Source organism: Pseudaquidulcibacter saccharophilus, from assembly GCF_019455445.1.
Taxonomy (GTDB): domain Bacteria; phylum Pseudomonadota; class Alphaproteobacteria; order Caulobacterales; family Aquidulcibacteraceae; genus Pseudaquidulcibacter; species Pseudaquidulcibacter saccharophilus.
In genome coordinates this window covers 390,879-415,667 of record NZ_JAHWUS010000003.1, presented here as the reverse complement: position 1 = coordinate 415,667, position 24,789 = coordinate 390,879, and the positions used below count along the sequence as shown (strand labels likewise).

The 24,789-nt window shown below is 41.9% G+C and carries 24 protein-coding genes; 12 read left to right on the top strand and 12 right to left on the bottom strand.

Annotated features, from left to right (window positions below; genetic code table 11):
* Positions 1-73 precede the first annotated feature (73 nt).
* The 7 genes from fabG to KXV15_RS10485 form a co-directional block, all read right to left on the bottom strand.
* Positions 74-808, bottom strand: coding sequence for a 3-oxoacyl-[acyl-carrier-protein] reductase (gene fabG / locus KXV15_RS10515; protein WP_240008141.1), 735 nt, complete (start codon positions 806-808; stop codon positions 74-76).
* Positions 809-819: 11 nt separating this feature from the next.
* Positions 820-1,764, bottom strand: coding sequence for an ACP S-malonyltransferase (gene fabD / locus KXV15_RS10510; RefSeq protein ID WP_240008140.1), 945 nt, complete (start codon positions 1,762-1,764; stop codon positions 820-822).
* A gap of 47 nt (positions 1,765-1,811) precedes the next feature.
* The gene (locus KXV15_RS10505) at positions 1,812-2,633 is read right to left on the bottom strand and encodes a PPK2 family polyphosphate kinase (RefSeq protein ID WP_240008139.1); all 822 of its coding nucleotides are present in this window, start codon (positions 2,631-2,633) and stop codon (positions 1,812-1,814) included.
* 89 nt (positions 2,634-2,722) lie between these two features.
* Entirely contained in the window at positions 2,723-3,079 is a 357-nt protein-coding gene (locus KXV15_RS10500) for a DUF1304 domain-containing protein (protein ID WP_240008138.1), read from the bottom strand.
* A 32-nt stretch (positions 3,080-3,111) separates the two neighbouring features.
* Positions 3,112-4,473 carry a prephenate-dependent tRNA uridine(34) hydroxylase TrhP gene (trhP, locus tag KXV15_RS10495; protein ID WP_240008137.1) on the bottom strand — a complete coding sequence of 454 codons (1,362 nt, stop codon included), beginning with the start codon at positions 4,471-4,473 and terminating at the stop codon, positions 3,112-3,114.
* Between the two features lie 76 nt (positions 4,474-4,549).
* The gene (locus KXV15_RS13515; protein WP_240008136.1) at positions 4,550-5,578 is read right to left on the bottom strand and encodes a GGDEF domain-containing protein; all 1,029 of its coding nucleotides are present in this window, start codon (positions 5,576-5,578) and stop codon (positions 4,550-4,552) included.
* Between the two features lie 97 nt (positions 5,579-5,675).
* The gene (locus KXV15_RS10485) at positions 5,676-7,172 is read right to left on the bottom strand and encodes a DEAD/DEAH box helicase (RefSeq protein ID WP_240008324.1); all 1,497 of its coding nucleotides are present in this window, start codon (positions 7,170-7,172) and stop codon (positions 5,676-5,678) included.
* Positions 7,173-7,566: 394 nt separating this feature from the next.
* On the opposite strand from KXV15_RS10485, the gene KXV15_RS10480 reads away from it, so the two are divergent.
* From KXV15_RS10480 to KXV15_RS10470, 3 genes are all read left to right on the top strand, one after another.
* Positions 7,567-8,133, top strand: a complete 567-nt coding sequence (locus KXV15_RS10480) for a glycine zipper 2TM domain-containing protein (protein ID WP_240008135.1) — start codon at positions 7,567-7,569, stop codon at positions 8,131-8,133.
* A 213-nt stretch (positions 8,134-8,346) separates the two neighbouring features.
* Positions 8,347-9,087, top strand: a complete 741-nt coding sequence (locus tag KXV15_RS10475; protein WP_240008134.1) for a hypothetical protein — start codon at positions 8,347-8,349, stop codon at positions 9,085-9,087.
* A gap of 42 nt (positions 9,088-9,129) precedes the next feature.
* Complete coding sequence (locus tag KXV15_RS10470) at positions 9,130-9,945, top strand: hypothetical protein (protein WP_240008133.1); 816 nt, start codon at positions 9,130-9,132, stop codon at positions 9,943-9,945.
* 50 nt (positions 9,946-9,995) lie between these two features.
* Here KXV15_RS10470 and KXV15_RS10465 read toward each other — a convergent pair whose 3' ends face one another.
* Together KXV15_RS10465 and KXV15_RS10460 are read right to left on the bottom strand one after the other, a co-directional pair.
* Positions 9,996-10,787, bottom strand: a complete 792-nt coding sequence (locus KXV15_RS10465) for a hypothetical protein (protein WP_240008132.1) — start codon at positions 10,785-10,787, stop codon at positions 9,996-9,998.
* Between the two features lie 80 nt (positions 10,788-10,867).
* Positions 10,868-12,409 carry an amino acid permease gene (locus tag KXV15_RS10460; protein WP_240008131.1) on the bottom strand — a complete coding sequence of 514 codons (1,542 nt, stop codon included), beginning with the start codon at positions 12,407-12,409 and terminating at the stop codon, positions 10,868-10,870.
* 250 nt (positions 12,410-12,659) lie between these two features.
* On the opposite strand from KXV15_RS10460, the gene KXV15_RS10455 reads away from it, so the two are divergent.
* Genes KXV15_RS10455 through KXV15_RS10440 form a run of 4 tightly spaced genes read left to right on the top strand, consistent with a single transcriptional unit; the run spans position 12,660 to position 17,256 of the window.
* Entirely contained in the window at positions 12,660-13,172 is a 513-nt protein-coding gene (locus tag KXV15_RS10455) for a GNAT family N-acetyltransferase (protein ID WP_240008130.1), read from the top strand.
* Between the two features lie 21 nt (positions 13,173-13,193).
* Complete coding sequence (gene queF, locus KXV15_RS10450) at positions 13,194-13,664, top strand: preQ(1) synthase (RefSeq protein WP_240008129.1); 471 nt, start codon at positions 13,194-13,196, stop codon at positions 13,662-13,664.
* A gap of 45 nt (positions 13,665-13,709) precedes the next feature.
* Positions 13,710-15,452, top strand: a complete 1,743-nt coding sequence (locus tag KXV15_RS10445; protein ID WP_240008128.1) for a hypothetical protein — start codon at positions 13,710-13,712, stop codon at positions 15,450-15,452.
* A gap of 40 nt (positions 15,453-15,492) precedes the next feature.
* On the top strand, positions 15,493-17,256 hold the full coding sequence (locus tag KXV15_RS10440) for a hypothetical protein (RefSeq protein ID WP_240008127.1): 1,764 nt from the start codon (positions 15,493-15,495) through the stop codon (positions 17,254-17,256).
* 2 nt (positions 17,257-17,258) lie between these two features.
* Here the strand turns inward: KXV15_RS10440 and hemF are convergent, their stop codons facing one another.
* Positions 17,259-18,113 (bottom strand): oxygen-dependent coproporphyrinogen oxidase, encoded by an 855-nt coding sequence (gene hemF, locus KXV15_RS10435; RefSeq protein WP_420830582.1) that lies wholly within the window; start codon positions 18,111-18,113, stop codon positions 17,259-17,261.
* A gap of 213 nt (positions 18,114-18,326) precedes the next feature.
* Here hemF and KXV15_RS10430 point away from each other — a divergent pair, with 213 nt between their 5' ends.
* The 5 genes from KXV15_RS10430 (at position 18,327) to KXV15_RS10410 (ending at position 22,436) form a co-directional block, all read left to right on the top strand.
* The gene (locus tag KXV15_RS10430; RefSeq protein ID WP_240008125.1) at positions 18,327-19,052 is read left to right on the top strand and encodes a hypothetical protein; all 726 of its coding nucleotides are present in this window, start codon (positions 18,327-18,329) and stop codon (positions 19,050-19,052) included.
* On the top strand, positions 19,052-19,348 hold the full coding sequence (locus tag KXV15_RS10425) for a winged helix-turn-helix domain-containing protein (protein WP_240008124.1): 297 nt from the start codon (positions 19,052-19,054) through the stop codon (positions 19,346-19,348). The genes KXV15_RS10430 and KXV15_RS10425 overlap by 1 nt, the downstream gene beginning before the upstream one ends.
* A gap of 390 nt (positions 19,349-19,738) precedes the next feature.
* A complete protein-coding gene (gene petA, locus KXV15_RS10420; protein WP_240008123.1) occupies positions 19,739-20,308 on the top strand; it encodes a ubiquinol-cytochrome c reductase iron-sulfur subunit in 570 nt (189 codons plus the stop codon).
* A gap of 5 nt (positions 20,309-20,313) precedes the next feature.
* Positions 20,314-21,612, top strand: a complete 1,299-nt coding sequence (locus KXV15_RS10415) for a cytochrome b (protein WP_240008122.1) — start codon at positions 20,314-20,316, stop codon at positions 21,610-21,612.
* A gap of 11 nt (positions 21,613-21,623) precedes the next feature.
* Positions 21,624-22,436 (top strand): cytochrome c1, encoded by an 813-nt coding sequence (locus KXV15_RS10410; RefSeq protein WP_240008121.1) that lies wholly within the window; start codon positions 21,624-21,626, stop codon positions 22,434-22,436.
* Between the two features lie 155 nt (positions 22,437-22,591).
* Here the strand turns inward: KXV15_RS10410 and KXV15_RS10405 are convergent, their stop codons facing one another.
* Together KXV15_RS10405 and KXV15_RS10400 are read right to left on the bottom strand one after the other, a co-directional pair.
* On the bottom strand, positions 22,592-23,461 hold the full coding sequence (locus tag KXV15_RS10405) for a LysR substrate-binding domain-containing protein (protein WP_240008120.1): 870 nt from the start codon (positions 23,459-23,461) through the stop codon (positions 22,592-22,594).
* Positions 23,458-24,600 (bottom strand): MFS transporter, encoded by a 1,143-nt coding sequence (locus KXV15_RS10400; protein ID WP_275671606.1) that lies wholly within the window; start codon positions 24,598-24,600, stop codon positions 23,458-23,460. The genes KXV15_RS10405 and KXV15_RS10400 overlap by 4 nt, the downstream gene beginning before the upstream one ends.
* Positions 24,601-24,789: the final 189 nt, after the last annotated feature.

The window sequence follows — 24,789 nt, the reverse complement described above, 5'->3', positions numbered from 1 at the left end:
TTTTTAACACAAAATGAAAAGACCCGATAACACTTATATTTAACAATTTCCACCCCTTGAGGTGTGAAAGAGCCTATATCATCGCCATCCCACCATTAATATTAATGGTCTGTCCGGTTATATATGCCGCCTCATCAGATGCCAAGTAGCAAGCCAGTGCGGCAATTTCATCCGCCTCACCCATACGACCAGCAGGAATTTGCGCCATTGTTGCGGCTTTTTGCGCATCGGTCAAGATTTCGGTCATTGGTGATACGATAAACCCTGGTGCGATACAGTTTGCGGTGATGCCGCGTGATGCAACCTCTTGTGCAACTGATTTGGTAAAACCAATCATACCCGCTTTAGATGCCGCATAATTGGCCTGACCCGCATTTCCGGTTACGCCAACGATTGATGCAATGCCAATGATTCGCCCTGATTTTTGTTTCATCATGCCGCGCATTGCCGCCTTGCACATTGCAAAATATGAATAAAGATTGATTTTAAGAACATCGTCAAAATCGCTATCTTTCATGCGCATCAAAAGACCGTCACGGGTTACGCCCGCATTGGCAACCAAAATATCAAGGCCGCCCAATGCTTCTTCGGCACGTTTGATAAGCCCTTCGGCCTCACCTTCACCAGAAAGATTGGCAACAAGTGGCACGCTATTTGGAATTTGTGCCGCAAGCTCGTTCAAAACCGCCTCACGAGTGCCAGAAATCGCAACGATTGCCCCTTGGGCCGCCAATGCCTTGGCAATAGCTGAACCAAGACCACCAGTTGCACCGGTAACAAGGGCTTTTTTTCCAGTTAAATCAAACATGTTTTAATTCCTTATTTTGGAAAATTTTGTGAGAATGCGCGAATATCATCGGCAGTTGAAACGGTGACATGATTTGCATCGGCAATTGTGCGTTTTGACATGCCAGTAAGCACGTTGCCAGAGCCGATTTCAACCAATGTATCAATTCCCTGTGCAGAGAAGAAGCCCAAAGTTTCACGCCATCTTACACGACCTGTTACTTGTTCAACCAATAGTTTTTTGATGGTTTCAACGTCGGTGGTTGGAACCAATGAAACATTTGGCACAAGTTGGGTAATTGGTGCGTTCATTTGTACATCTGCCAAGGCCTTTGCCATTGCTTCTGCGGCAGGTTGCATTAATGGGCAATGGAACGGTGCAGAAACATTAAGTGGGATTGCGCGTGCGCCCATTTCCTTGGCAGCAGCAATTGCGGCATCAACCCCCTCTTTGGTGCCAGAAATAACCACGTTGCCCGCATTATTATCGTTGGCAACGGTGCAAACGCCCGCCTTTGCGCCTTCTGCGGCTGCGGCCTCTGCTAGTGCGATATCAACCTTTGGACCAATTAGGGATGCCATTGCCCCCTGCCCCGCCGGAACCGCCGCCTGCATTGATTGCCCGCGAAGTTTCAAAAGTTTTGCCGCATCAGAAATTGAAAACGCCTTTGCCGCGGTTAATGCGGTATATTCACCCAATGAATGCCCCGCCACATATTTTGCGGTGGCAACATCAAAACCAAACTCAGCCTCAAGCACTTTTACGATTGCGATGGACGACGCCATAATCGCCGGCTGGGCATTTTCGGTTAGGGTAAGGGTTTCAATCGGACCATTAAACATAAGGTCGGAAAGCTTTTGACCAAGGGCGTCATCAACCTCTTGGAATACACGCTTTGCAACATCGAATTCTTGCGCTAGAGCCGCACCCATGCCAACCGCCTGAGAGCCTTGCCCCGGAAACTGTATAATAAACATGATTTTTCGTTAGCGTCTTGTTGACCTAAGGGCAAGGGGTAAAGGCATTATTTCTCTTTCCCCACCTCTTCCTCATACAATCTCTTAATCTCATTGATGTCTTCTTTTAAGACTGGCAAGCCGATTTTCATATCTTCAAGATATTTGACCAAGATTTCGGAGATAACATAATCGCGGTACCATTTATTATCGGCGGGAATTATGAACCATGGGGCGTGGTTGTGGCTACATTTTTCAAGCAATTCCTCGAAGGCAGCCATATAATTATCCCATAATGCGCGTTCGGCATAATCGCCCGCCGACAATTTCCAATGCTTTGTTGGGTCATTCAGGCGATCGCCAAAGCGTTTTAATTGTTCTTCTTTGGAAATATGCAAAAAGAATTTCAAAATATGGGTATTGCTAGAGGTTAGAAGTTTTTCAAACTCATTGATTTGGTCATAGCGGGTTTTATTGACTTCTTTGGGTTCTAGTTCGTGAACTTTTACGACCAAAACCTGTTCATAATGGCTGCGGTTAAAAAGAACAATTTCGCCCTTTGCCGGGGCTTGGGCATGAACGCGCCATAAGAAATCGTGGTCGGCCTCAATCGGGGTTGGCACCTTGAATGCCGCAACGCGTGTACCTGCGGAATTAAGTGGGCCAAAGACATTTTCAATCGTTCCATCCTTGCCACCACCGTCAATTGCCTGAAGCACAATTAAAAGGCTTTGGGTATGTTCGGCGTATAATGCCTCCTGCAAAACCTTTAATTTTTCGATATTTTCCGCCGTCTTAATCTTGGCGGCTTCTTTATCTGTGCCGTTTGATTTGGTGTCGGTCTTTGCAAGGTTTATTTTACCATTTGCCTTGAACTTATCAAAATCCATTTAATTGCCCCTTTTGTAAGGGCAGCTTAGCAAAGCGTGGGATTATCGCAATTCATATTTGTTGTGAGTAGTTTGGGTGATACCCAAGCCTAAAAATTAAAAATCACAAGCAAGATCGCAACAAGTGCCGGTAGTGCCTGAATGAATAAAATTTTCTTATTCGCGGTCATTGCACCGTAAACACCGGCAACAATGATACATGATAAAAAGAATAATTTAATATCATGCCCATTTTGTTTTGATAACAATCCCCAAAACAAGCCGGCACTTAAGAAGCCATTATAAAGCCCCTGATTAGCAGCCAATTTCTTGCTAGCGCTGGCAAATTCTTTGGTTAGGCCAAATGCCTTCATCCCCTTTGGTTTATCCCAAAGAAACATTTCAAGCACCAAAATATAAATATGGAGTATTGCAATAAGCAAAACAAAAATATCAGAAATATGCATCGTTTTGCCCCATAAAAATTGCGAATATCGATTTATTCAGCCGCTTCTTTTTCAAGATATTTGGAAATAAGCACAAATTCGCCTTCAACACCTTTAGCAGGGATTTTCACCTGATAATGGCTTCCAAGTGCAACTTCCATCGGTTCATCGGTTTCGGCATTGCGCATATTTTCAATAACCAAATCGCGGTTTTGACCATTTGGCAACACAAGTTCAACCCGATCACCTTGTTCAAAGCGGTTTTTAACCTGCACAATTAAATCATCGCCATCACGGCCAATTGCCTCACCAACAAACATTTGTTTTTGGCTGCGTGACGCATTTTCGATATATTTTTGATATTCAGAAGTATCGTGGCGTTTATAGAAACCATCGGTATAACCACGGTTGGCAAGGTTTTCCAAAACCCCAATAAGTTTTGGATCAAACTCTTGACCGTTAACCGCCAAATCAATCGCTTTTGAATATGCTTGCGCTGTGCGGGCAACATAATAATGCGATTTAGTACGACCTTCAATTTTCAAGCAATCGATACCCATTTTCACAAGGCGTTCAACGTGTTCAATCGCACGAAGGTCTTTTGAATTCATGATATATGTGCCGTTTTCATCCTCATAAACCGGCATTAATTCACCCTTGCGATTTTCTTCTTCGAGGAAGTAAACCTTGTCGGCTTCTGGGTGGCGTTCATGACCCGCGTTTGAGAATAGTTGTGGGCGTTCAAATGCCTTGATTGGCAAAATATCACCAGTTTCGGTTTCTTCGGCCTCGTGGGTGTTATATTTCCAGCGACAAGTATTGGTGCATGTACCTTGGTTGGCGTCACGGTGGCTAAAATAGCCAGAAAGCAAACAACGGCCAGAATATGCAATACATAATGCGCCGTGAACAAAAACTTCAAGTTCCATATCAGGGCATTCTTGGCGGATCCGTTCAACATCGTCCAATGACAATTCGCGTGACAAAATCACACGCTCCACACCGATTGATTGCCAGAATTTAACTGCCTGATAATTCATTGTGTTCATCTGTACAGATAAATGGATTGGCATTTCCGGCCACTTTTCGCGCACCAGCATGATAAGGCCGGGGTCCGCCATAATTAATGCATCAGGCTTGGCATCAATCACTTCTTGCATATCTTCCATAAAGGATTTTATTTTATTATTGTGGGGAAAGATATTTGCGGCAACATAAAGCTTTTTACCCAAAGAGTGTGCTTCGGCAATGCCTTTTGCAAGGTTGTCATCTTTTGACATTGTGTTGTTGCGCACACGCAAGGAATAGCGTGGAACACCCGCATAAACAGCGTCCGCACCGTATGCAAAAGCATGGCGCATTGATTTCAAAGTACCCGCAGGGGAAAGTAATTCTGGTCTTTTAAGTTTTGTCATGATGCGCGCATATAATTTATTCCCGAGTTGTACGCAAGGAATTAATGCAAATCTTTAATCACTTTTGAAAAATATACTATGCGGCTTTAACCTTTGATGCAGGCGCGGCAAGTGTGGTCATATTGCGCCCACCCTTCTTAGACTGATAAAGTGCCGCATCACAGCGTTCGATAAAACTGCTTGTGCTTTCTTTGTTGCGATATCTCGCAACGCCTAAAGAAACCGTAACCCGACCCAAATCTTGGCCTGAATTACGTTTAATAAGTTTTTTGTTTTGCACGTGATTACGGATTTTTTCAGCCAGTTCCTGTGCTTCATCGGTTTTGACATTCGGAAGCAACATGCAGAATTCTTCGCCACCATAACGGCAAACCATTGCATCTTTTGGGGTTTCACGCTGCATCACACTGGCAACAAAGGTAATTACTTGGTCACCAGTTAAATGCCCCCAAGTGTCGTTAATTTGTTTAAAATTATCAATGTCACTAATAATCATTGTTAATGGCATTGCATCTTTATTGGCAATTGTAACCTGCGCATCTAAGAAGCTATTAAATGCTTTACGATTTGAAAGCCCGGTAAGAGCGTCCTTATAGGCCTCACTTTTAGCGATTTCTAATTCGTGGCGTAATGCCTCAATTTCTTTGGTGGTTTTGGTTAATTTAACCTCTAACTCGCGTGAGTTATTGCCCATTTTTTCCGTGGCATCAGAAAGATCATCGACCACTTCTTTCAGGTCATTGATATCTTTACCATTATTAAGTTTGGTTTTGGCGCGCGTTAGTTTTTTATTGAATGTTTTGGTGCTTTCGCCAACATTGCTAATATCAGAAATGATTTGCGACATTTCCTTTGCCAAATCATCGCCGGCATTTATAATTTTATCAGAAGAGGTTCTATCGATATGTTTGTCATATAAATCGGAGCAAAACTCATCCGTCATGCGTTTGTTTGCTGTTATGAAATCATTGAATTCGCTAACCAATTCAATGTTTGATTTATTTATATATTCGATAAAGACAGCATAATTGCCATAACGCGGCAAAATTTCATGCTGACGCATTAACTCAATTGCTTCTATTGCTGAATCCCAAGTGTCAGACACTTCCAACCTCTAACTATGATAATAATTCTCACAATGATTATAAGGTTTGAATGACCAATGAGTTAACAAATCAATTTTCATGCTAAAAAAAGCTATTTTAGGCCTTTATTTTTGCACTAGCAGCCGGTTTTTTAGCTCTTTTGGTTGTTTTTGCCGCAGCCTTTGCCTCAGTTTTCTCTTCTGGATTGGTGGAATATGTTACCTCTGTAAACATGAATGATGGGGCATTGTCACCAAAGCCTTTAACCGGCCTATCTTCAAAAGAATCATTATTGCGTTGTGCAGGTTTCTGCGGCTTTGCCGGTCTTTCAGAAGCAATAGGTTTTTTATCCTGTTGTTCACGTTCACGCGGTTTTTGCGGCTTTGCACCCTTTTCATAACGATTTTGCGTATGGCGAGGATTGGCAACAGGTTCATCATTTTGCCCGACATCAAAATCAATTTCCTCAATTGGTTTTTTAATCAGCTCAATAACTGCGGCAAGTTGCTTGTCATCATATGGGGTGGCAATCATAAAAGTATGACCTTCACGCCCTGCCCGACCCGTACGACCAATACGGTGAACGTAATCTTCGGCATGAGATGGAACATCATAGTTAAAGACATGCGAAACTTCAGACACGTCTAGACCACGCGCCGCAACATCTGATGCTACAAGGATTTTAATCGCACCCGCACGGAAACCATCAAGCACAGCAGTTCTTTGCGATTGTTGCAAATCACCGTGAATAGCCTCGGCGTTGATGCCGTATTTATTTAAAGATTTTGAGACGATATCAACGTCACGTTTGCGATTACAGAACACAATCGCATTTTGAATTTTATCGCCCTGATTATTAATCAGATTGCGCAAAATTGTGCGCTTATGCTTGGCATCATTATGCGGTGATTTAACCAAATATTGTGAGATTGTGCTTGCGGTTTGGTTTGGTCTTGCAACCTCAATACGCACCGGAGTGTGCAAAAATTTGTTTGCAAGCTCTTCGATTTCTTTTGCCATTGTCGCACTAAAGAACAATGTTTGACGGGTAAAAGGAACCATTTTCACAATTCGCTCAATATCAGGGATGAAACCCATATCAAGCATACGGTCCGCCTCGTCGATAACCAACATTTGCACGCCGCTCATCAGGATTTTGCCACGTTCAAACTGATCCAAAAGACGTCCAGGTGTAGCGATTAAAACATCAACACCCTTCATCAAAAGCGCATCTTGGTCACCAAAAGAAACCCCACCAATTAGCAATGCCATGGAAAGTTTTTGGTTATTACCATATTTCTCAAAATTTTCCGCCACTTGTGCCGCCAACTCACGGGTTGGCTCAAGAATTATTGTGCGCGGCATACGTGCCTTGGCACGGCCTTGTGACAATATTTCAAGCATTGGCAAAACAAAAGATGCAGTTTTACCGGTTCCGGTTTGGGCAATGCCCATAACATCGCGGCCTTTTAGAATTTCCGGAATTGCATTTGCTTGTATTGGGGTTGGGTTTGTGTAGCCAGCCTCTTTTACCGCCGCAAGGACAGTAGCGCCTAAACCCAAGTCATCAAAACTAGCGCTGTTTTCAACCTTACTATCACCGCCCTCGGCGATAGAAACAACGTCTTCATTTTCATTTATGTTCGTATCGTGCAAAATATCTCTCTTAATACCATAATTATTGGCAATTTATATTATTTTGCTCGCAGTGCGGCAAATATTGCCTAAAGTCAAGATTTTTGGTGAATGCAAGCGGATAATTTTTGTCTTGTGATAAATTTATCGACCAATAATATGTTTTAAACAAATCAAAATTAAGCGTTGGCTTTGATAATTACATAAGTCTTTTTACAAAAATCTATGCCCATTTTTTCCAAATTCAAATTATCTGCAACCTGAACAAAATTAAATTTGACACTCATATTCCGTTCAGCTTGGTTGTTTTATATTTGCGTCATGAGGTTGAGACAGCCCCCAAACAAAACTCAACCACAAAGGAGATTTTAAAATGGCTAACAAAATGATTTTAGTTGCGTTGACTGCGATGTTGGTCATCCCTGCTGCTGCAAGTGCTGATGACTACCGTTATCGTGGTTATAATGAAGACACCCAATGTCAACAACGTGTAAATGACAACACTGTTGGCGGCGGCCTAATCGGTGCAGGTGTTGGCGCAATTGCCGGCTCACAAATCGCAGGACGCGGCAACAAAACCGAAGGTTCAGTACTTGGCGCTGTTGTTGGTGCAGTAGTTGGTTCACAAGTTGGTAAAAACCGTATCGCTTGTGACGACCGTTACCAATATGAACACCGCCAAAATGGTTATTATAACCAAAGCTATAACCAAGGATATTATGATCGTAACCGTAATTATGACTATAATCGTTCTTCATATTATGGCAATGGATACAGCGATTATCGCAGCCGCGACATAACCTATAACCCACCATATCGCTTTGAAAATGACCGTTGTGGTTGGGGAACTGCGGCTTACCGCCTTCCAAATGGCCGTGTAACTCATCAAGACGTTTACATGTGCAAAGAACGTGGAACTTGGGTAATCCAAGGTCGCTAATTTAATTAACTAATTTAAACAAAAGCCCCTGTTTTACAACGGGGGCTTTTTCAATAGTAAACTAACATAGTAAATATTTATCTCAATAATTGTAAATGCAGTAATTGTTGCCATAATATTCGCCAAATAGAAGAAACCGCAATGACTCTGCAAATAAATAGGTTATAGGTGATAAGGAAAATCTATTATTATCAAGTCAAGAACGGAAGTATTATGTTAAAGAATAGACTGTTTAGAAACGGTGCATTAGTTGCAATAGCAGGTATTGCCGCGTTTGGTGCGTCTGCATTACTTACAGATAAAGCCGAAGCGAAATGCTATCTTATCTATTGCCCAACTGCCCCTGCTCCACAGCCACAGGTTCGAACAGAAGTAGTTGAAGAACGCGTTGTTTACGTTGAAAACAGAGTTCATAAAGCAAAAAAAGTTACTAAAGCAAAGAAAATTGTAAAACCTGCGCCTAAAAAGGTAGTTTCAAAATCTTGCGCGACTTGTTATAAAGCAGGCTATCAAGCCGGTTTACGCGACGCTAGGGCAAATAAAGTTTCTTATAAAGCCCCTGCTAAACCTGTAAAAAAGCCAAATTATAGCCAAAACAATTCTGGTTCTCAAAAAGTTGTCACCAGAACTGTTACCCGCACGATTCGTACTTATAGCGATGGTTCAAATACTGGTTATGTAAATAACAATTACGGACAATCATCAAATGGTGTAGTTAATTATGCGGCCGCATACAATGCACCTGCCTATTCGCAAAGCGTTCCTGTGGCTGCATATGCCGGCCGTGGCGAACAATGGGTTGCAACCCGCACCCAAGTAATTCGTTATGGCGCACCAGCACAGATTAGCTATGCCAATGGTCAGGCTTGTGGTTATGGCGCCCCAATTAGCAATCCTTATGGTCAGAAAGCATGGGTTTGCAAATGCGCACAGGGCTGGATGCCACCGCGCTAATCATAATTGGAAATTAAACTGAAAGAATTTCAGGAGAATAAAATGAAAAAAACAATATTTGGGTTTGGATTGGTTAGCGTTTTTGCGATTATGTCTTCGGCAACTTCGGCAATGGCGCATGACTATAATTCGTATAACGACAAAGTTCGTGAATGTAAGCAACAACAAAGAAATGGCGGCGTTGTTGGCGGCTTCCTTGGTGCTGGCGCTGGTGCGGCTGCGGGTCGTGCGCTTGCGGCATCAAAAGTTCGCCCTGAAGGGGTGATTCTTGGAACCGTTGTTGGTGCTGTTATCGGCTCACAAGTTGGTAAGGCGACAGTTGAATGTGGAGATCTTGAATATCGCGACGGCGGCAACCGCCGTTATAATGATGCGAATGGCAATTATTACGGTGATCCACGTGGTCGTTCATATGGTGAAGGCTATGTGGTTAATGGCTCTCGTCCGGTTTATGACCGTGACGGCACACCTGATGAACTTTATCCATTGGGTCATAATGATTATTATGACGGTGGCTATGCGTATGGCAATGGTCGCCCAGTTGCACCACCACAACAAGCATATGGCTATAATAACGGTTGGTATGTTCCATCACAATATAGCTATTATGGGCAACAACAAAATGGCAGCTATTATTATTCAAACCAATCTTATAGCAGCCAATCATATGGCGCACCGGTAGTGGTTTCAGAAACTTATTCTGGCCCAACCTATATTCCTGCACCGCCATATACTCCGCCGCCTGTAATCATGCAGCCTGCACCGCAACCAATGCCAATGCCGGTTCCTATGCCTGCACCAGGTCAGGTTATTCAAACCCCACAAGGCACATATATGATTGTTTGTGACGGACAATAATTTGATTTAAATAGTTTTTAAAAAGCCGCCTGTGAAAATGGGCGGCTTTTTTAACAACCACCAATCACGCTATCTACATCGGTTGCGGTTTCGTATTTTCCACCATGTTTTTCATAATGCACGGTAATATTTTTTGTACCGGTATAAACAACATCGAAAGACTTACCTTTTTGGATATTGGTAATCTTACCCTCTAAATTATCGCCACCGCTTTCAACTGCACCGTCATTGCTAAAGGATGTAAGGGCATTGAAAACCTCATTGGCACCGTTTGGTGTAAGTTCAACCAATGTTGTGAATGAACAGGTTGTCCCCTGCCATGTGCCGCCGCCTTCGATAAATACAACTGGATTAGTGCCAAGTTTGTAATTTACGCCCCAATCACCAATTTGCCCAAATGAACCCGATTCCACAGTTTTATTTAGCTTGGGCTGATATTCAAAAACGTCATTATTGGGTTTAAAATAATCCATGCGGACAATACCGCCATTGGCATGTGGTAAATCACCAGAACCAATTGAAACCAAAACCTTTTCATCGCCAACATCAACCAATTTACCAACGCTATATTTCATATCATTCAACATTGTATTTTGCGAAGGTGTATTTAGGCCGAACGCCATTTTGAACGCGTCACTTGTGGTAAGTTCAAGTGGCGGTGGCGCAATTTCATTCACAGCATTGGTAACAAGTGGTTCAACATTATTTACCGCACTAGTATCAAGGGCTGAAACCTGATTTTTACTATCATCAACTTTAGAGAGGTTATTATAAGCGTAATAAGCCCCTGCGCCCAAAATAATTGCCACAGGGATAATAAAGACAAGATTTTTCTTTAACATACGCACCATCTCCAAAAAATTGCGCAGAATCAAAAATGGCGGGTGTTGCCACCCGCCAAATTTCATATCACATATCCCTATTAATCAATAGGTGGAACCGGTTGTGGCGGCACATCGGCATCTTCCTCATGCACTTCAACCAAACCTTTACCAACATGCGAGTGATTGCGGGAATAAAGGAAATAAACCACAAGACCAATTGTCGCCCAAACTACAAACAACGCCAAGGTGTAGAATGATAGTTTAAAGAACAAATAAACGCATCCCAAAATCGAAATTGGTGCAACCACATAAACCCAAGGGGTTTTGAACGGGCGTTTTCTTTCAGGATCTTTTTTGCGCAATACCATCACCGCAATTGAAACCATCGCGAACGCAAATAATGTACCCGCATTCGAAATATCCGCCAATGCACCAACCGGGAAGAACGCCGCAAAGAATGCAACAAAGACACCGGTAAGGATTGTTATCACATATGGGGTTTTGAATTTAGGGTGAATTTTTGAGAATACTTCAGGTAACAAACCGTCACGGCTCATCACGAAGAAGATACGGGTTTGACCGAACATCATCATCAAAATAACTGATGGCAAAGCGATACCGGCGGCAAGGCCAACCAAATTACCCGCAGTTGCAAAATTTACTTTACGAAGTGTCCAAGCCAAGGCTTCTTTTGAACAAACAACCGCATTATCACCAATTGCACTACATGCCGCCGCAAGTTCTTTTGAACCCGGTGCAATACCAGAGCCATCGGCATTCAGCATTGGCTGCGCGCCAACTGTACCAATAACACCGCCGGCAACCAACATGTAGAAAACCGTACAAATTGCGAGTGAACCAATCAAACCAATCGGCATATTAACTTGTGGGTTTTTGGTTTCCTCTGCTGCCGTTGAAACCGCATCAAAGCCTACATAAGCAAAGAAAATCGATGCCGCAGCCGCCGAAACCCCGCCAATCCCCAATGGATACATTGGCTGGAAATGCGTTGCCGCCTCGGTAGGATTTGCAAAAATGGTTTTATATGCAAGGAAGATAAACAAGCTAAGTGCGGTTACTTTTACCGCAACCAAGATTGCGTTCACGCTTGCGCTTTCTGTGGTTCCAAGAACCAAAAGCCCAGTAATCAAGAGTGCAATAATCATCGCAGGAAGGTTGATAATACCACCATCATTTGGCCCAACAGCAAGTGCATGTGGTATCGTTATATGCAATTGGTGTTCTAAAAGCCCAACAAAATAGCCCGACCATCCAACAGATACCGCACCCGCAGCAACCGCATATTCAAGAACAAGTGCCCAGCCAACCATCCATGCCAAAACTTCGCCCATAACAGCATAAGTATAAGTATAGGCAGAACCGGAAACCGGAACCATTGCCGCAAGCTCTGAATAACAAAGGGCGGCAACCGCACATACAACACCAGCAATAACAAAGGACCAGATCATGCCCGGTCCTGCTTTTTGTGCTGCTTCTGCGGTTAAAACGAAAATACCGGTTCCAATAACGGCACCAATACCCAGCATAGTTAGCTGGAATGCCCCCAAAGAACGGTGAAGCGATTTCTTCTCGGCAGTCGCCAAAATCGCGTCTAGTGGCTTAACACGCCAATTATTCATGATGCTCCCTCCAAAAGTGCGTCATATTATAGTTTAGGGACAGCACGCTAAACTGCATATTTCAATTACGCAACTGTCTTTAAGCATAAGATTTGTGCATCCAATTCAATTAGTGGATAATTTTTGTACAAATGGGGTATTTTTATGCACTAATTATACAATACATGAATTCGACATATGACTAGGGTCAAGAAACTCTTCACGCGCATAATTACTTGCCAGCAACTTCCATAAGCTTTATGGGAAGGGAATGGCAAAAATAAAACGAACTTCTGCACCATTAAATCTGATTGATGTTAATGATGCCTCAAATCACCAATTCAAAAAACTTACTGCGCTAAACAATGTTTTCGCAACCGAAACCTCATTGCTTACAACCGAAAAGCTTGAAAAAATGGCGGCAAATGCTTTTTGCGCATTGGCCATTACACCAGATATCGGAATGTTAATCGCATTTGATGAAAATGCCGATTATGACAGCGAGAATTTCCTACATCTAAAATCAATTGAAAAAGACTTTGTTTATATCGACCGCGTTATGGTCAATAAACAAAATCAGGGCATGGGCATCGGCACTGGTTTCTATGAAACCCTAATTGAAATGGCCGCCGAAGAAGGCAAGGCAAAATTGCTTTGTGAAGTGAATATTGATCCTGAAAATGAGATTTCAATTGCTTTCCATGAAGGTATGGGTTTTGAGGCGATTGGTGAAAAAACACTAAGCAATGGCAAAACAGTTCGTTATTATTCATATGAAATTTAGCGATTTTTAAACGGCAAAAATATGACTGAAAACAATTCCATTTACGCAAACCTTGAAATGTTGGGGCAACAAGTAAAGGGTTATGACAACCCAGAAGAAGCAGTTTTAGAACGCGTTCCCAACCCACATAAAGGCACAAATTATGTTGCGCGCTTTACTGCGCCAGAATTTACATCACTTTGCCCTGTTACCGGACAGCCAGATTTTGCCCATTTGGTGATTGATTATATTCCAGGCGAATTTCTTGTAGAATCAAAGTCTTTGAAAATATTCCTTACAAGTTTTCGCAACCACGGTGCCTTCCATGAGGATTGTACAATCTATATCGGCAAGCGTCTGGTTGAATTACTAAATCCGGTTTGGTTTAGAATTGGTGGTTATTGGTATCCGCGCGGCGGCATTCCAATTGATGTCTTTTGGCAAAGCGGCACCCCACCCGAAGGAACATGGATTCCCGAACAGGGCGTTCAAACCTATCGCGGGCGCGGATAATTTCCAATTAATTTAATATCAATATATATTTGATATTGGGTCTTTATGACCAATAAGAAGCTAATAACAACACTAACATTGTGTTTCTTTTTAATCGTGCTTTTTACTTATGGTTATTTCGATGCATGGGCCAATATCAATAATTGGAAGCTTAGCGACAGTGATGACGCAATGCGTGTCCTCGAGGTTCGCTCATGGCTTGGCGGGCAAGGTTTTTATGATTTTTTAAATCACCGTGCCAACCCACCATGGGGCAGCGAAATGCATTGGTCACGCCTGTCGGATGCGCCACTGGCATTAATCGAAGTCATATTACGTCCATTTTTTCCGCTACCATTAACTGAAAAAATTGCCGTATTTTTGTTACCGCCATTATTGGGCGCGATTTTTTTATATATCGCCGCCAAAGTTGCCGATACGCTTTATTGGTCCAAATACTCAATTTTAATTGTGACTATTTTGTTCCTGAATTGCTCAATGCTGATTTTTAATTTTGGCGTTGGGCGTGTTGATCATCACAATTTACAAAGTATTGCCTTAATAACAATCATTCTTGGGGCATTTAAAAATGATTTCAAGGGTGGCTTGGTGGCGGGGGTTGCGCTTGCGGCAAGCCTAACAATTGGTTTTGAGCTTTTACCAATTGAGTTTTTGATTGTTGCTTGGTTAGGTATAAGATGGCTAATCAATCCCGATTGCGCAAAACTAGTGAAAGGGTTTTGTATTGCTTTATTCATAGGGATAATTGCCGGTTTATTAATTGATATTGCACCGTCAAAAATTCTTACACAATATAATGACAGCCTAAGCATTGCCCAAGTTATGCCAATTTTGGCCGGCACATTTGGCTTGTTTATAGCAGTCAATTTCACAAGCCAAAAAAGCCTAATTATCCGCTTTATTGCCATGGTTTTGGTTGGTCTTTTGGTGATATTGGTTGCCTTGCAATTTCCAATTTTGCGAAAGCCGCTTTATTGGCAAATTTCGCCGTTGTTTGTAAAACTTTGGTTTGGCGATGTGGGCGAAACCTTTCCCTTAAAGAACTTCCCTTTATCATTGCAATTTGCGGTGCTTGGCTTTTTACTTGTGTCAAATATCGTTGGAATTTGGCAAACCTATCTGGCATTTAAATCCAAAAATAATTTCGAAAATTGGACGCTTTTATCGCTAATATTAATTTGCCTAACTGCAATGACATATTTTTTCCAAATGCGGGTTATGGTTCACGCCTTTGCAATTGCGATAATTGTCTTCACACCTTTTGTAGGCAAAATTTTAAACCAGCGCGGAATTATATGGGCGCTTTTGGCCGGAATCGTTCTTGGCCCAACCGCCACGCCATTCCATGTTTGGGTGGTTGATACATTTGTTCCTAAAACACCTGCAAAATACAAATATGGTGATAGTGCAAATTGCCGTGCGGCCCCTGATTTTGCGCATCTGGCAAAATTGAAAAAAGGTTTGGTGGCAACCGACATAAGCCTTGGGGTTGAAACATTATTATCAACCCATCACGATGTTATGGCGACACATTTTCACCGTGACACTGGTCGCAATGAATTATACCGTATCTTCCTTAGCACCCCTGAAAAAGCCGGTGAGTTGTTAAAGACTGATAAGGTCGATTATATTGCATTTTGTAATTACCATACCGAAGTGCCAAATTTTCAAAAATATTATCCCAATTCATTTCTGGCACAAATAAGCACTGGTCATGTTCCGTCATATCTTACACCTGTTCCCAAGCCAGCAAATTCAGATATTTATGTGTTTGTGGTAAAAAAATAACTTCGCTTGAATAATGCTTCCCCTATGCTAAAGGTGGGGAATGGTAAAATATGCGCGCCCCGCCCTTTTGGCTTTATTGGTGATTTTTGGGATTTGGTATGGCTTTTATGCCCTTTCACCACAATGGGCGCGAATTTTAAATTGGCAACTTACCGATAGTGATGACATAACCCGCACACTCGAAGTTCGGGCGTGGCTTGATGGGCAAGGGTTTTATGACCGCATGCTTCATCGTTCAAATCCACCATTTGGCGGTGAGTTACATTGGTCAAGGCTTTCTGATGCCCCACTGGCATTAGTAGAATTGATATTGCGGCCATTTTTTGGCGCGCAACAAGCCGAAATTATCGGGGTATTTTTCACACCATTATTATTGGGGTTGGTTTTTACCTATTGTGCGTATCTTGCATCAAAGCCCCTTTATAATGGGCGATACAATCTATTGATTGCATTGTTTGTTGTTGTATTTTTTCGGGCCTTGGGTGTTAATTTTGCCCCCGGGCGTGTCGATCACCACGGCCTACAATTAATTAGCTTTGCATTATTTTTATATGGCATCACGTCTAATGATAAAAAAGGCGGGATAATTGCGGGCATTGCCCTTGCCGCAAGCCTTACCATCGGGCTTGAAATGCTGTTATTAGAAATAATAGGCGTTTTATGGCTTGTATTAATGTGGGCATTAAATAGCAAAGAGCGTGCGGTTTCCACCCAATATTTCGGGGTTTCACTTTTTATATCAATCATTGTTGGATTGCTTATAAATGTTGCGCCATATGAAATCTATCAATCCGCCAATGAACGCCTAAGTATTGCCCAAGCTGCACCGATTGCAATTGGCGCATTATTATTGGCGATTGTGGCAAGGGTTGCGGCACAACGCACAATAAAAATTCGCCTTGTTGCACTTTTTATTATTGCCTTGCCGGTAATTGGTATTGCCACCCAATTCCCAATCCTTCTTAAACCGCTTTATTGGCAAGTAAGCCCAACCCTTTATAAATATTGGTTTATTGATATTGGTGAAACTTTCCCACTTTTAAAAATGGGCATCAATAAACAAATTATTTTGGGCGGCTTTTCGGTTTTGGTTCTAATTGCCGGCGCCTTCAAGGCGGCACATTTGGCAAAAAATACTGATACGAAATTTTATAATTTTTTGTTACTTATCGTAATGCTCTTGGTCTGTGTTGTGATGACATTCTGGTTCCAAGCCCGTGTTAATTTACAGGCGGCAGGTCTTGCAACTATAATAAGCATCGCAATTTTGTCGGAGGCCGTGGATAGGCTTCCCAAAAAATCTGCAATATTGTTATGCGTCATTGTTAACCCCTTTGTGCCCGAATGGGCATTGAATTTGGCGCGAGAGATGCACGTTCCTTTTCATTCATCTATTCCGGTTTTCAAAGTGGCGGCATTTGGCGGTAGTAAATGTTATTCAAAACCCAACTACGCCACATTAAATAGCCTTCCCAAAGGTTTGGTTGCCAATAATATTGCCATTGGTTCATATGTTTTGATAAATACCCACCATGACGTGATTACAACGCCATTCCACCGCGATATGGGGCGCGATTATTTATTTAATATCTATCTTAGCGATGATGAAACCGCGCAAAACCTTATTAAACAACGCGGGATAAATTATCTCGTTTATTGCGGAAGTGCTATGGAATTACGCCGCATTGCCGAATATTCACCCAATAGCTTTATGGCCCATGTTTTATATGGCAAAGCACCAAATTATCTTGAAAAAGTTCCTGATAATTCTGGGTCGGATTTGGTTATTTACCGCGTAAAATAAAATTAGGGCCATTTAACTTCTGGCGGCATGGATGAAAGGATGCTTTCAACATTGCCACCAGTTTTAAGTCCAAACATTGTTCCACGGTCATAAAGCAAATTAAATTCAACATAACGACCACGACGAACCAATTGCTCGTGCCGTTCGGCATCGGTCCACTCTTCATTCATGCGGGTTTCAACAATATTGGCATAGGTTTCAAGGAAGTTTTTTCCGACATCCTTGGTAAATTCAAAATCCTTTTGCCAATCGCCACTATTATGGTGATCATAAAAAATACCGCCAATACCACGCGGCTCATTACGATGGGGCAAAAAGAAATATTCATCGCACCATTTTTTATATTTATCGTAATTATCGCCATGCAGGTCACACGCAGATTTCATTCCCGCGTGAAAAGCAATTGCATCGGGGAAATCTTGCCTACGTTGAAAATCAAGCGTTGGGGTTAAATCGGCACCACCGCCAAACCACCAATCCCTTGTCATAATCATACGGGTATTCATATGCACCGCCGGAACCCGTGGGTTACGCATATGCGCGATTAATGAAATTCCCGCCGCCCAAAAGCGTGGGTCAACATCCGCCCCCTTCATGGTTTTTGCAAAATCGGGCGAAAACTCCCCTTCTACGACTGATATATGCACACCGATCTTTTCGAAAAGACGCCCGTGCATCATCGACATTACACCCCCGCCGCCTTGAGGTCTTTTCCAAGGGCTTCTTGTGAACCGCCCTGCCCCATGCCCATAAAGCTCTGGTGTGGCAATATCTTCTAGCTCTTCAAAGCGTGTGCAGATATCGTCACGAAGGGCAGCAAACCAATTGGCGGCAGTTATTTTTTTATCTTCAAACATGCCAAAAGACATAAACGCCGAACCGGTGGAAATAAACCATATTATTCATAGGTGAATATTATAACGCAAATCATTTATAAACTACTTTATTTTATAAAGTGAAGATGTTATATGATAGAAAGCTTATTTATCAATATATCGGCAGCATAAATTAAAGCTAAGGGTAAAATTAATTTCAAAAGTTCTTTATTATAAGAATAATAAGAGGCTGTAATGGAAAATGATGAAAAACAAAGTTTAAAATCTGATATTGAATACATTAAAGCTTTAGCAGAAGGTGGAGAAAAGCCTTCTAAAGGTGAGTATAAAAAAATCGCATTTTTCGCTATTTTATTAATAATTGGATTTACCTTTGCATTAGGCGGAAATTTTTATATTAATAAATACAAAGAACTACAACCACACCGAAATATATCTCTATTTTTTGAACTGTTAGGGTCTATTATTTGGATATGCACCTCTGGGTATGCCTTCGTTTGGGCAATTTCATTAATTCCCAGAAAATGGATAACAAGAATATCTAAAAGAGGCTTTCAAGGAATTTGGTCAGGCATTTTTCTGTTTTGGATTTCCAATCAAATTTGTGAACTTGCATTCGCTAACGGAGTTTCAAACGGCAAGCTTCTAGAGAAAATTAAAGATTGGGAAATCGGACCTTTAAATTATGTGGGAATATTTAATACCATTCTTTCTCCTTACAGTAATATACAATTAATTCTCGTTCTTTCCTTAGGTTGGTGGATTAGTGGTTCATTAGCTCGAAAAAAAATTATTATGTTATTCGGCTTTATTGGTTTAATTCTTGCCCCATTTTACGCACATAATTTAGTGTTTTTGCAAGGATACTTTGTAGGTGAGCTAAGTATAATTGTGATGTTACTACTTATACCTGCAATTTTCTTTGCCATGCTTCAAAAATCATCATCTTTGAGTGAGTAATGACCGAGTTCAACATCTCACAAATAAACGACCTTATCCATTCCCGCCTTCGGCTTGGGATAATGGCCTATTTATCTACGGCTGGAAGTGCGGATTTTGGGGTTTTAAAACGTGAGCTAGAGGCAACGGATGGTAATTTATCAGTACAAATCACAAAACTTGAAGCCGCTGGCTATTTGAAAATTGAAAAATCTTTCAAGGGCAAAAAACCTAATACAAAAGTGATTTTGACAGAAAATGGCAAGCAGGCATTCATCGAATATATTGATAGTTTAAAATCTCTCATCAATAGGTGATATTATTACTATCTAATATTTTGAGATTGCCTTGATTCCCGCCACTTATGGCGAAAAAAAATTGCGACATTTGTGGTGCGACCTTTCATCCCACTTTAAATTTCAAAAAACCTTATATTTTTAGCAAAATTACATAATCAATTGTTTTATTTGCGTTTTTCACAATTGGTTAATTGGTGGTATGAATTTTCTGCTGCAAATTAATGCTAAAGTAGGACAAAATGTAACATCTTATTCTCTTAAAACCCTTGAATCCTTTTAAAGACAAGGCTAAGCGAAACATTAGCGATGGGGGCGCATAAATTCCGCCTATTTTGTCTCGACTATTTATTTTTTAGATAGTTAAACTTGTTACTTATTAATTATTAAGTGCTTTTGGAGTGTTTTGAATTGTCAGATAACACCACAACTAAAGACGAAGGTCTTGTAAATCGCCGCGATGCTTTACATTTGGCATCTGGTGCGGTTGCTTTGGGCGGTGCGGCTATGGCGGCATGGCCTTTAATTCACCAAATGAATCCTTCTGCCGATACTTTGGCATTGTCTTCAATCGAATTTGATCTTACTGCTGTTCCTGAGGGTTCACAGGCAAAGATTTTATGGCGCGGTCAACCAATGTTCATCCGTCATAGAACTGCTGCTGAAATTGCGCAGGCAAAAAAAGATGATAAAGCCACAGACCTTAAAGATCCTGAAACTGATGCAAAGCGCATCACACAGTCTAACGGTAAAGTGGGCAAAGAAGAATATCTAATCATGCTTGCTGCTTGTACCCACCTTGGCTGTATTCCAGTTGGGGTTAATGAGTCTGGTTACTTGGGCGAGTACGGCGGCTGGTTCTGCCCTTGCCACGGTTCACAATATGATACAGCTGGTCGTATCCGTAAGGGTCCTGCACCGAAAAATCTTGTGATTCCTCCGTACCTTTATACATCTGATACAATTGTGAAGATTGGATAATTAATATGAGCGGTCCTTCTAAATATGTTCCGCAAAGCGGCTTTGAAAAATGGATTGACAAACGTCTTCCTCTTGTGCGCTTTGCCTATGATACAATGATTGATTTCCCAACACCAAAGAACCTTAACTATTGGTGGACTTTTGGTGCAGTTCTTGCAATTTTCCTTGGGATTCAGATTGTAACCGGTATCGTCCTTGTGATGCACTACATCCCTGCTACTGACCGTGCATTTATGTCAATTGCACACATTATGCGTGATGTTAATTATGGCTGGTTAATCCGCTATATGCACATGTCTGGTGCTTCATTCTTCTTCCTTGCAGTTTACTTGCACATTTTCCGTGGTCTTTACTATGGTTCATATAAAGAGCCTCGTGAAGTATTGTGGGGCCTTGGCGTTATCATCTATCTTTTGATGGTTATGACTGCATTCATGGGTTACGTTCTTCCTTGGGGACAAATGTCTTTCTGGGGTGCGACCGTTATCACCAACCTAACTTCGGCAATTCCTTTTGTCGGTGAAAGCATTCACAATTGGTTGCTTGGTGGTTTTGCGGTTGATCAACCAACCTTGAACCGCTTCTTGTCACTACACTATTTATTACCATTCGTAATTTTGGGTGTGGTTGTTCTTCACATTTGGGCATTGCACGTACCTGGCAACAACAACCCAACTGGTGTTGAAGTTAAAGACGTGGAAAAAGAAACCCTTCCATTCCACCCATATTACACTATCAAAGACGCATTCGCGATTTTGGTATTCCTTATGGTTTACTTTGCATTCGTGTTCTTTGCTCCAGAAGCTTTGAACCACCCAGATAACTATATTCCTGCGAATAATCAGGTTACACCTGCGCACATCGTTCCTGAATGGTATTTGTTGCCATTCTATGCAATCTTGCGTGCGGTTGACTTTGATATCATCCCTGGCATTTTCACTGCTAAGCTTGGCGGCGTTATTGCAATGCTTGGTGCGATTTTGGTTTGGTTGGCACTTCCTGTGCTAGACAGCTCTAAAATCAAATCAATGCGCTACCGTCCATTGGCACGTATTTTCTGGTTCATCTGGATTGCAAACTTCATTTTCCTAGGAATTTGCGGCGCGATGCCTGCACAAGCTCCTTGGACTTGGTTGTCTAAAATCGGTCTTGTTTATTACTTCTTGTATTTCTTGGTAATTCTTCCGGTTCTTAGCAAGATTGAAAAACCAAAAACTCCTCCTGCATCAATTGCGGATTCAATTGCAGACGCACCAAAAGGTGAAGAGCCGAATCCAAATATTGTTGGCGTTGTTCAAAACTAAGGGTGATAGATATGCGTAAAATAATTACTTCAGTTGTTATAGCATTTGCTGCCCTTAGTGCGGGTACCGCATTTGCGAACACCGGTGCGGCAAAGCTTATGGATGCCGGTGGTTCTTATAATGGTCCATTCGGTCGTTTTGACCGTGCGCAATTGCAACGTGGTTTCCAGATTTATAAAGAAGTTTGCTCTTCTTGCCACTCTATGAACCAATTGCATTACCGCAATTTGGGCGATAAGTATGGTCCTTATTACGACCCTAAATATCCAAACCCAAATGATAACCCTGTAATCAAAGCAATTGCAAAAGGTTACACCATTAAAGACGTTGACGCGAACGGCGCACCTGTTGACCGTCCGGGCATTCCTGCGGACAAATTTGTTGCACCATTTGCAAGCGACTATGATGCAAAACAAGCAAACGGCGGCGCATTGCCACCTGACTTGTCTGTAATCACCAAAGCACGTCACGGCGGCGCAAACTATGTTTATTCATTGATGCTTGGTTATGACCATACACCTCCACACGATTTGGTTATCCCTGAGGGTAAATCATATAACCCATATATCGCGGGCGGTATTATTGGTATGCCAAAACAAATCGTTGACGATCTTGTGACCTATGCTGATACCCCTGAAAATAAAGGCGTTAAAGCAACCGCAGATCAAGAAGCAAAAGACGTTGCTGCATTCTTGACTTGGGCAGGTGACCCGCATCAGACAGAACGTAAATCTGCTGGTATCGCAACCTTGTTGTTCTTGTTCATCATGACCATTTTCACTTGGATGTCTTACCAAGCGGTTTGGAGAAATGTGAAACACTAAAGAACTCAACTTGCCACCTTCGGCACTTCGTGCCTCACTCAGCAAGTTGGATGAATTAGGAAAATAAAAATCGAAAAGCGTGGTTTCCGATTTTTATTTACATATAAACTAGAAAAGCCCCTCTTTTGAGGGGCTTTTTATTGAGGGTTATTGGGTTATTTGCCTTCTTCTAATAGCCAATCAATAAAGGCTGCTTGCAATGATGTGCGGGTTTTATTTGTGGGTTCAATTATTGCATAGCTTTGCCCAGACGAGATAAAGCCAAAGGGGGCGATTAATTCACCCGCCGTAAGTTCCGCCCGGGTTAGAATTGATGAGCTTATTACCGCGCCAATCCCCGCCACTGCCGCCGAAATCGCAGTCGAGGTATGGTCAAATTCAAAATATTGTTCCTCCATAACCTCATCAAGACCCATTGCTTTTTGCCAATTTTTCCATGAATCGTCATAGGTTTTATAAGAAATCTTGGGCAAGCGCATAATATCTGCGGGTTCTTTAATGTCACCCGATAGATTGGGCGACATTAAAACCCCGAAACTATATCGCAAAAAAGGTGTGACCCTATATCCTTCAAGCCCTTTTGAGCCGGTCATACGAATGGCAATATCATATTTATGGCTTTTAAAATCAACCTGTTCGTACGCTTCAAGAATATTCACGCTTACACCGCCATGTGAGGCATAGAATTTTGGTAAACGTGGGATAAGCCATTTAAGCGCAAATGTGCCAAGGCAAGAGACATTAAGAACATTACCGCCCTTCCCTGCATAGATTGCACTTTCGATAGAATCAAAAGCCCCTTTTAATGCCGCACCCAATTGCTTGCCATATGGGGTCAATACAATATCGCGACCAGATATATTATAAAGTCTATTCTCCATTGCTTCCGAAAGCGTTGATAATTGTTTGCTTATTGCACCCGCCGTAACCCCCAAATCATCCGCCGCCGCGTGAACGCTTCCGGTTCTGAACAAAGCCTCAAAGGCACGCAGCGCATTTAAGGATGGGATTTTTTGGCGTTTCATATGGTTTCTTTCGCTTCAATATCTTCTTTTATATAGCGTAAATAGATTGATGCTGCCAATGATAGGGCAACAATAAAGCACAAAATCAATAACATACTTATCAAATCGAAACGTGCCACAAGCAATGCACCAATTGTTGGTGCAAATGCCTGGGTAATTGCAATTGGGCGCGCCATTTTACCCATAAGCAAAGGATAGATTTTGGCGTCAAAAGTCTCTAGCGGTAATGTGCCGCGCGCAATAGATAAAACCCCAATCCCAGCACCATAAATCATTAAATACCAAAGTGCATTTTGCGGATTAATTCCAATCAACACCAAGCCAATAATAATCAAAATCAATGCTGCTGATACGCTAGTGATTGGGCGGATTTTATGACCAATGTTTAGCTCGATAAAACGTCCTGCAACTTGGGAAGGTCCAATTATTGCCGCCATTGCCACAGCAATATTAACCCCAATCCCCTGCCCTGAAAGCATATTAACAATATGCACCCCAATAATGGCGGCAACCAATGTTTCACACATGAAAAGTGAAGTAATAATCATAAGTTTTTGCTTGGTATTAATATCAAGTACCAATTGGGTAGGTTTTTGCCCGTGAATCTCATGCCATTTACCAGTCGGCAGAATGAAAAGATAAATCGGCAGACTTATAAAAATATGCAATGCCGCATATATTAAACACGCTTCTCGCCAACCAATTGAACGAACAAAATGCCCGCTTATTATCCAAAAAATCGTGCTGGCAAACCCGCCGCATAACGCGATTAGTGAAATCATCGGGCGTGCATCTTTGCCAAAGATCAAGCCCAATTGGCTAAAGACTGCATCATAAAGCCCAGAAGCCATTGCACAGCCCATAAAACCCCAACCAATGATATATATTGTCGCCGAATGACTATTCGCAATTATGATTAATCCAAACGCAAATGAAAGTGCGCTAAAAACCAATATTTGCCGCCCGCGTCCATGATTAATTAAACGCCCAACATGGGGGTAAATCAACGCACCACATAAAACCCCAAAAGTCATCCCAAACGACACAAGCGACAACGGCAAAGCCAAATCCCGCGCAATATAAGCCCCAAAGACCGTCAAAAGATATAAAGACGTCCCGAATGCAATTGTCTGTGCCAAGCCTAAAAAAAGCGAAATGACCAAATGCCTAAATGGTAACTTAAATATAACCAAAACAACCTCCAAAAAACCGGACGCTGTTAAGCCAAATGCAAAACAATAATAAGCGAGTTTTCAGGTAGCGATTGTTGAGTTTTTCTCAACAATATTCCCCCCAATACAAAAAAGCCCCCGACAAATCGGGGGCTT

What these genes read in the sequence shown, in the direction of transcription:
- KXV15_RS10465 (WP_240008132.1), bottom strand. Translation starts at nt 10,787, where the DNA reads ATGTTAAAGAAAAATCTTGTCTTTATTATCCCTGTGGCAATTATTTTG.
- KXV15_RS10475 (WP_240008134.1), top strand. Translation starts at nt 8,347, where the DNA reads ATGTTAAAGAATAGACTGTTTAGAAACGGTGCATTAGTTGCAATAGCA.
- KXV15_RS10455 (WP_240008130.1), top strand. Translation starts at nt 12,660, where the DNA reads ATGGCAAAAATAAAACGAACTTCTGCACCATTAAATCTGATTGATGTT.
- KXV15_RS10425 (WP_240008124.1), top strand. Translation starts at nt 19,052, where the DNA reads ATGACCGAGTTCAACATCTCACAAATAAACGACCTTATCCATTCCCGC.
- KXV15_RS10415 (WP_240008122.1), top strand. Translation starts at nt 20,314, where the DNA reads ATGAGCGGTCCTTCTAAATATGTTCCGCAAAGCGGCTTTGAAAAATGG.
- queF (WP_240008129.1), top strand. Translation starts at nt 13,194, where the DNA reads ATGACTGAAAACAATTCCATTTACGCAAACCTTGAAATGTTGGGGCAA.
- KXV15_RS10480 (WP_240008135.1), top strand. Translation starts at nt 7,567, where the DNA reads ATGGCTAACAAAATGATTTTAGTTGCGTTGACTGCGATGTTGGTCATC.
- KXV15_RS10440 (WP_240008127.1), top strand. Translation starts at nt 15,493, where the DNA reads ATGGTAAAATATGCGCGCCCCGCCCTTTTGGCTTTATTGGTGATTTTT.
- KXV15_RS10445 (WP_240008128.1), top strand. Translation starts at nt 13,710, where the DNA reads ATGACCAATAAGAAGCTAATAACAACACTAACATTGTGTTTCTTTTTA.
- KXV15_RS10470 (WP_240008133.1), top strand. Translation starts at nt 9,130, where the DNA reads ATGAAAAAAACAATATTTGGGTTTGGATTGGTTAGCGTTTTTGCGATT.
- KXV15_RS10430 (WP_240008125.1), top strand. Translation starts at nt 18,327, where the DNA reads ATGGAAAATGATGAAAAACAAAGTTTAAAATCTGATATTGAATACATT.
- KXV15_RS10410 (WP_240008121.1), top strand. Translation starts at nt 21,624, where the DNA reads ATGCGTAAAATAATTACTTCAGTTGTTATAGCATTTGCTGCCCTTAGT.
- trhP (WP_240008137.1), bottom strand. Translation starts at nt 4,473, where the DNA reads ATGACAAAACTTAAAAGACCAGAATTACTTTCCCCTGCGGGTACTTTG.
- fabG (WP_240008141.1), bottom strand. Translation starts at nt 808, where the DNA reads ATGTTTGATTTAACTGGAAAAAAAGCCCTTGTTACCGGTGCAACTGGT.
- fabD (WP_240008140.1), bottom strand. Translation starts at nt 1,764, where the DNA reads ATGTTTATTATACAGTTTCCGGGGCAAGGCTCTCAGGCGGTTGGCATG.
- KXV15_RS10460 (WP_240008131.1), bottom strand. Translation starts at nt 12,409, where the DNA reads ATGAATAATTGGCGTGTTAAGCCACTAGACGCGATTTTGGCGACTGCC.
- KXV15_RS10405 (WP_240008120.1), bottom strand. Translation starts at nt 23,461, where the DNA reads ATGAAACGCCAAAAAATCCCATCCTTAAATGCGCTGCGTGCCTTTGAG.
- hemF (WP_420830582.1), bottom strand. Translation starts at nt 18,113, where the DNA reads ATGTTTGAAGATAAAAAAATAACTGCCGCCAATTGGTTTGCTGCCCTT.
- KXV15_RS10500 (WP_240008138.1), bottom strand. Translation starts at nt 3,079, where the DNA reads ATGCATATTTCTGATATTTTTGTTTTGCTTATTGCAATACTCCATATT.
- KXV15_RS10505 (WP_240008139.1), bottom strand. Translation starts at nt 2,633, where the DNA reads ATGGATTTTGATAAGTTCAAGGCAAATGGTAAAATAAACCTTGCAAAG.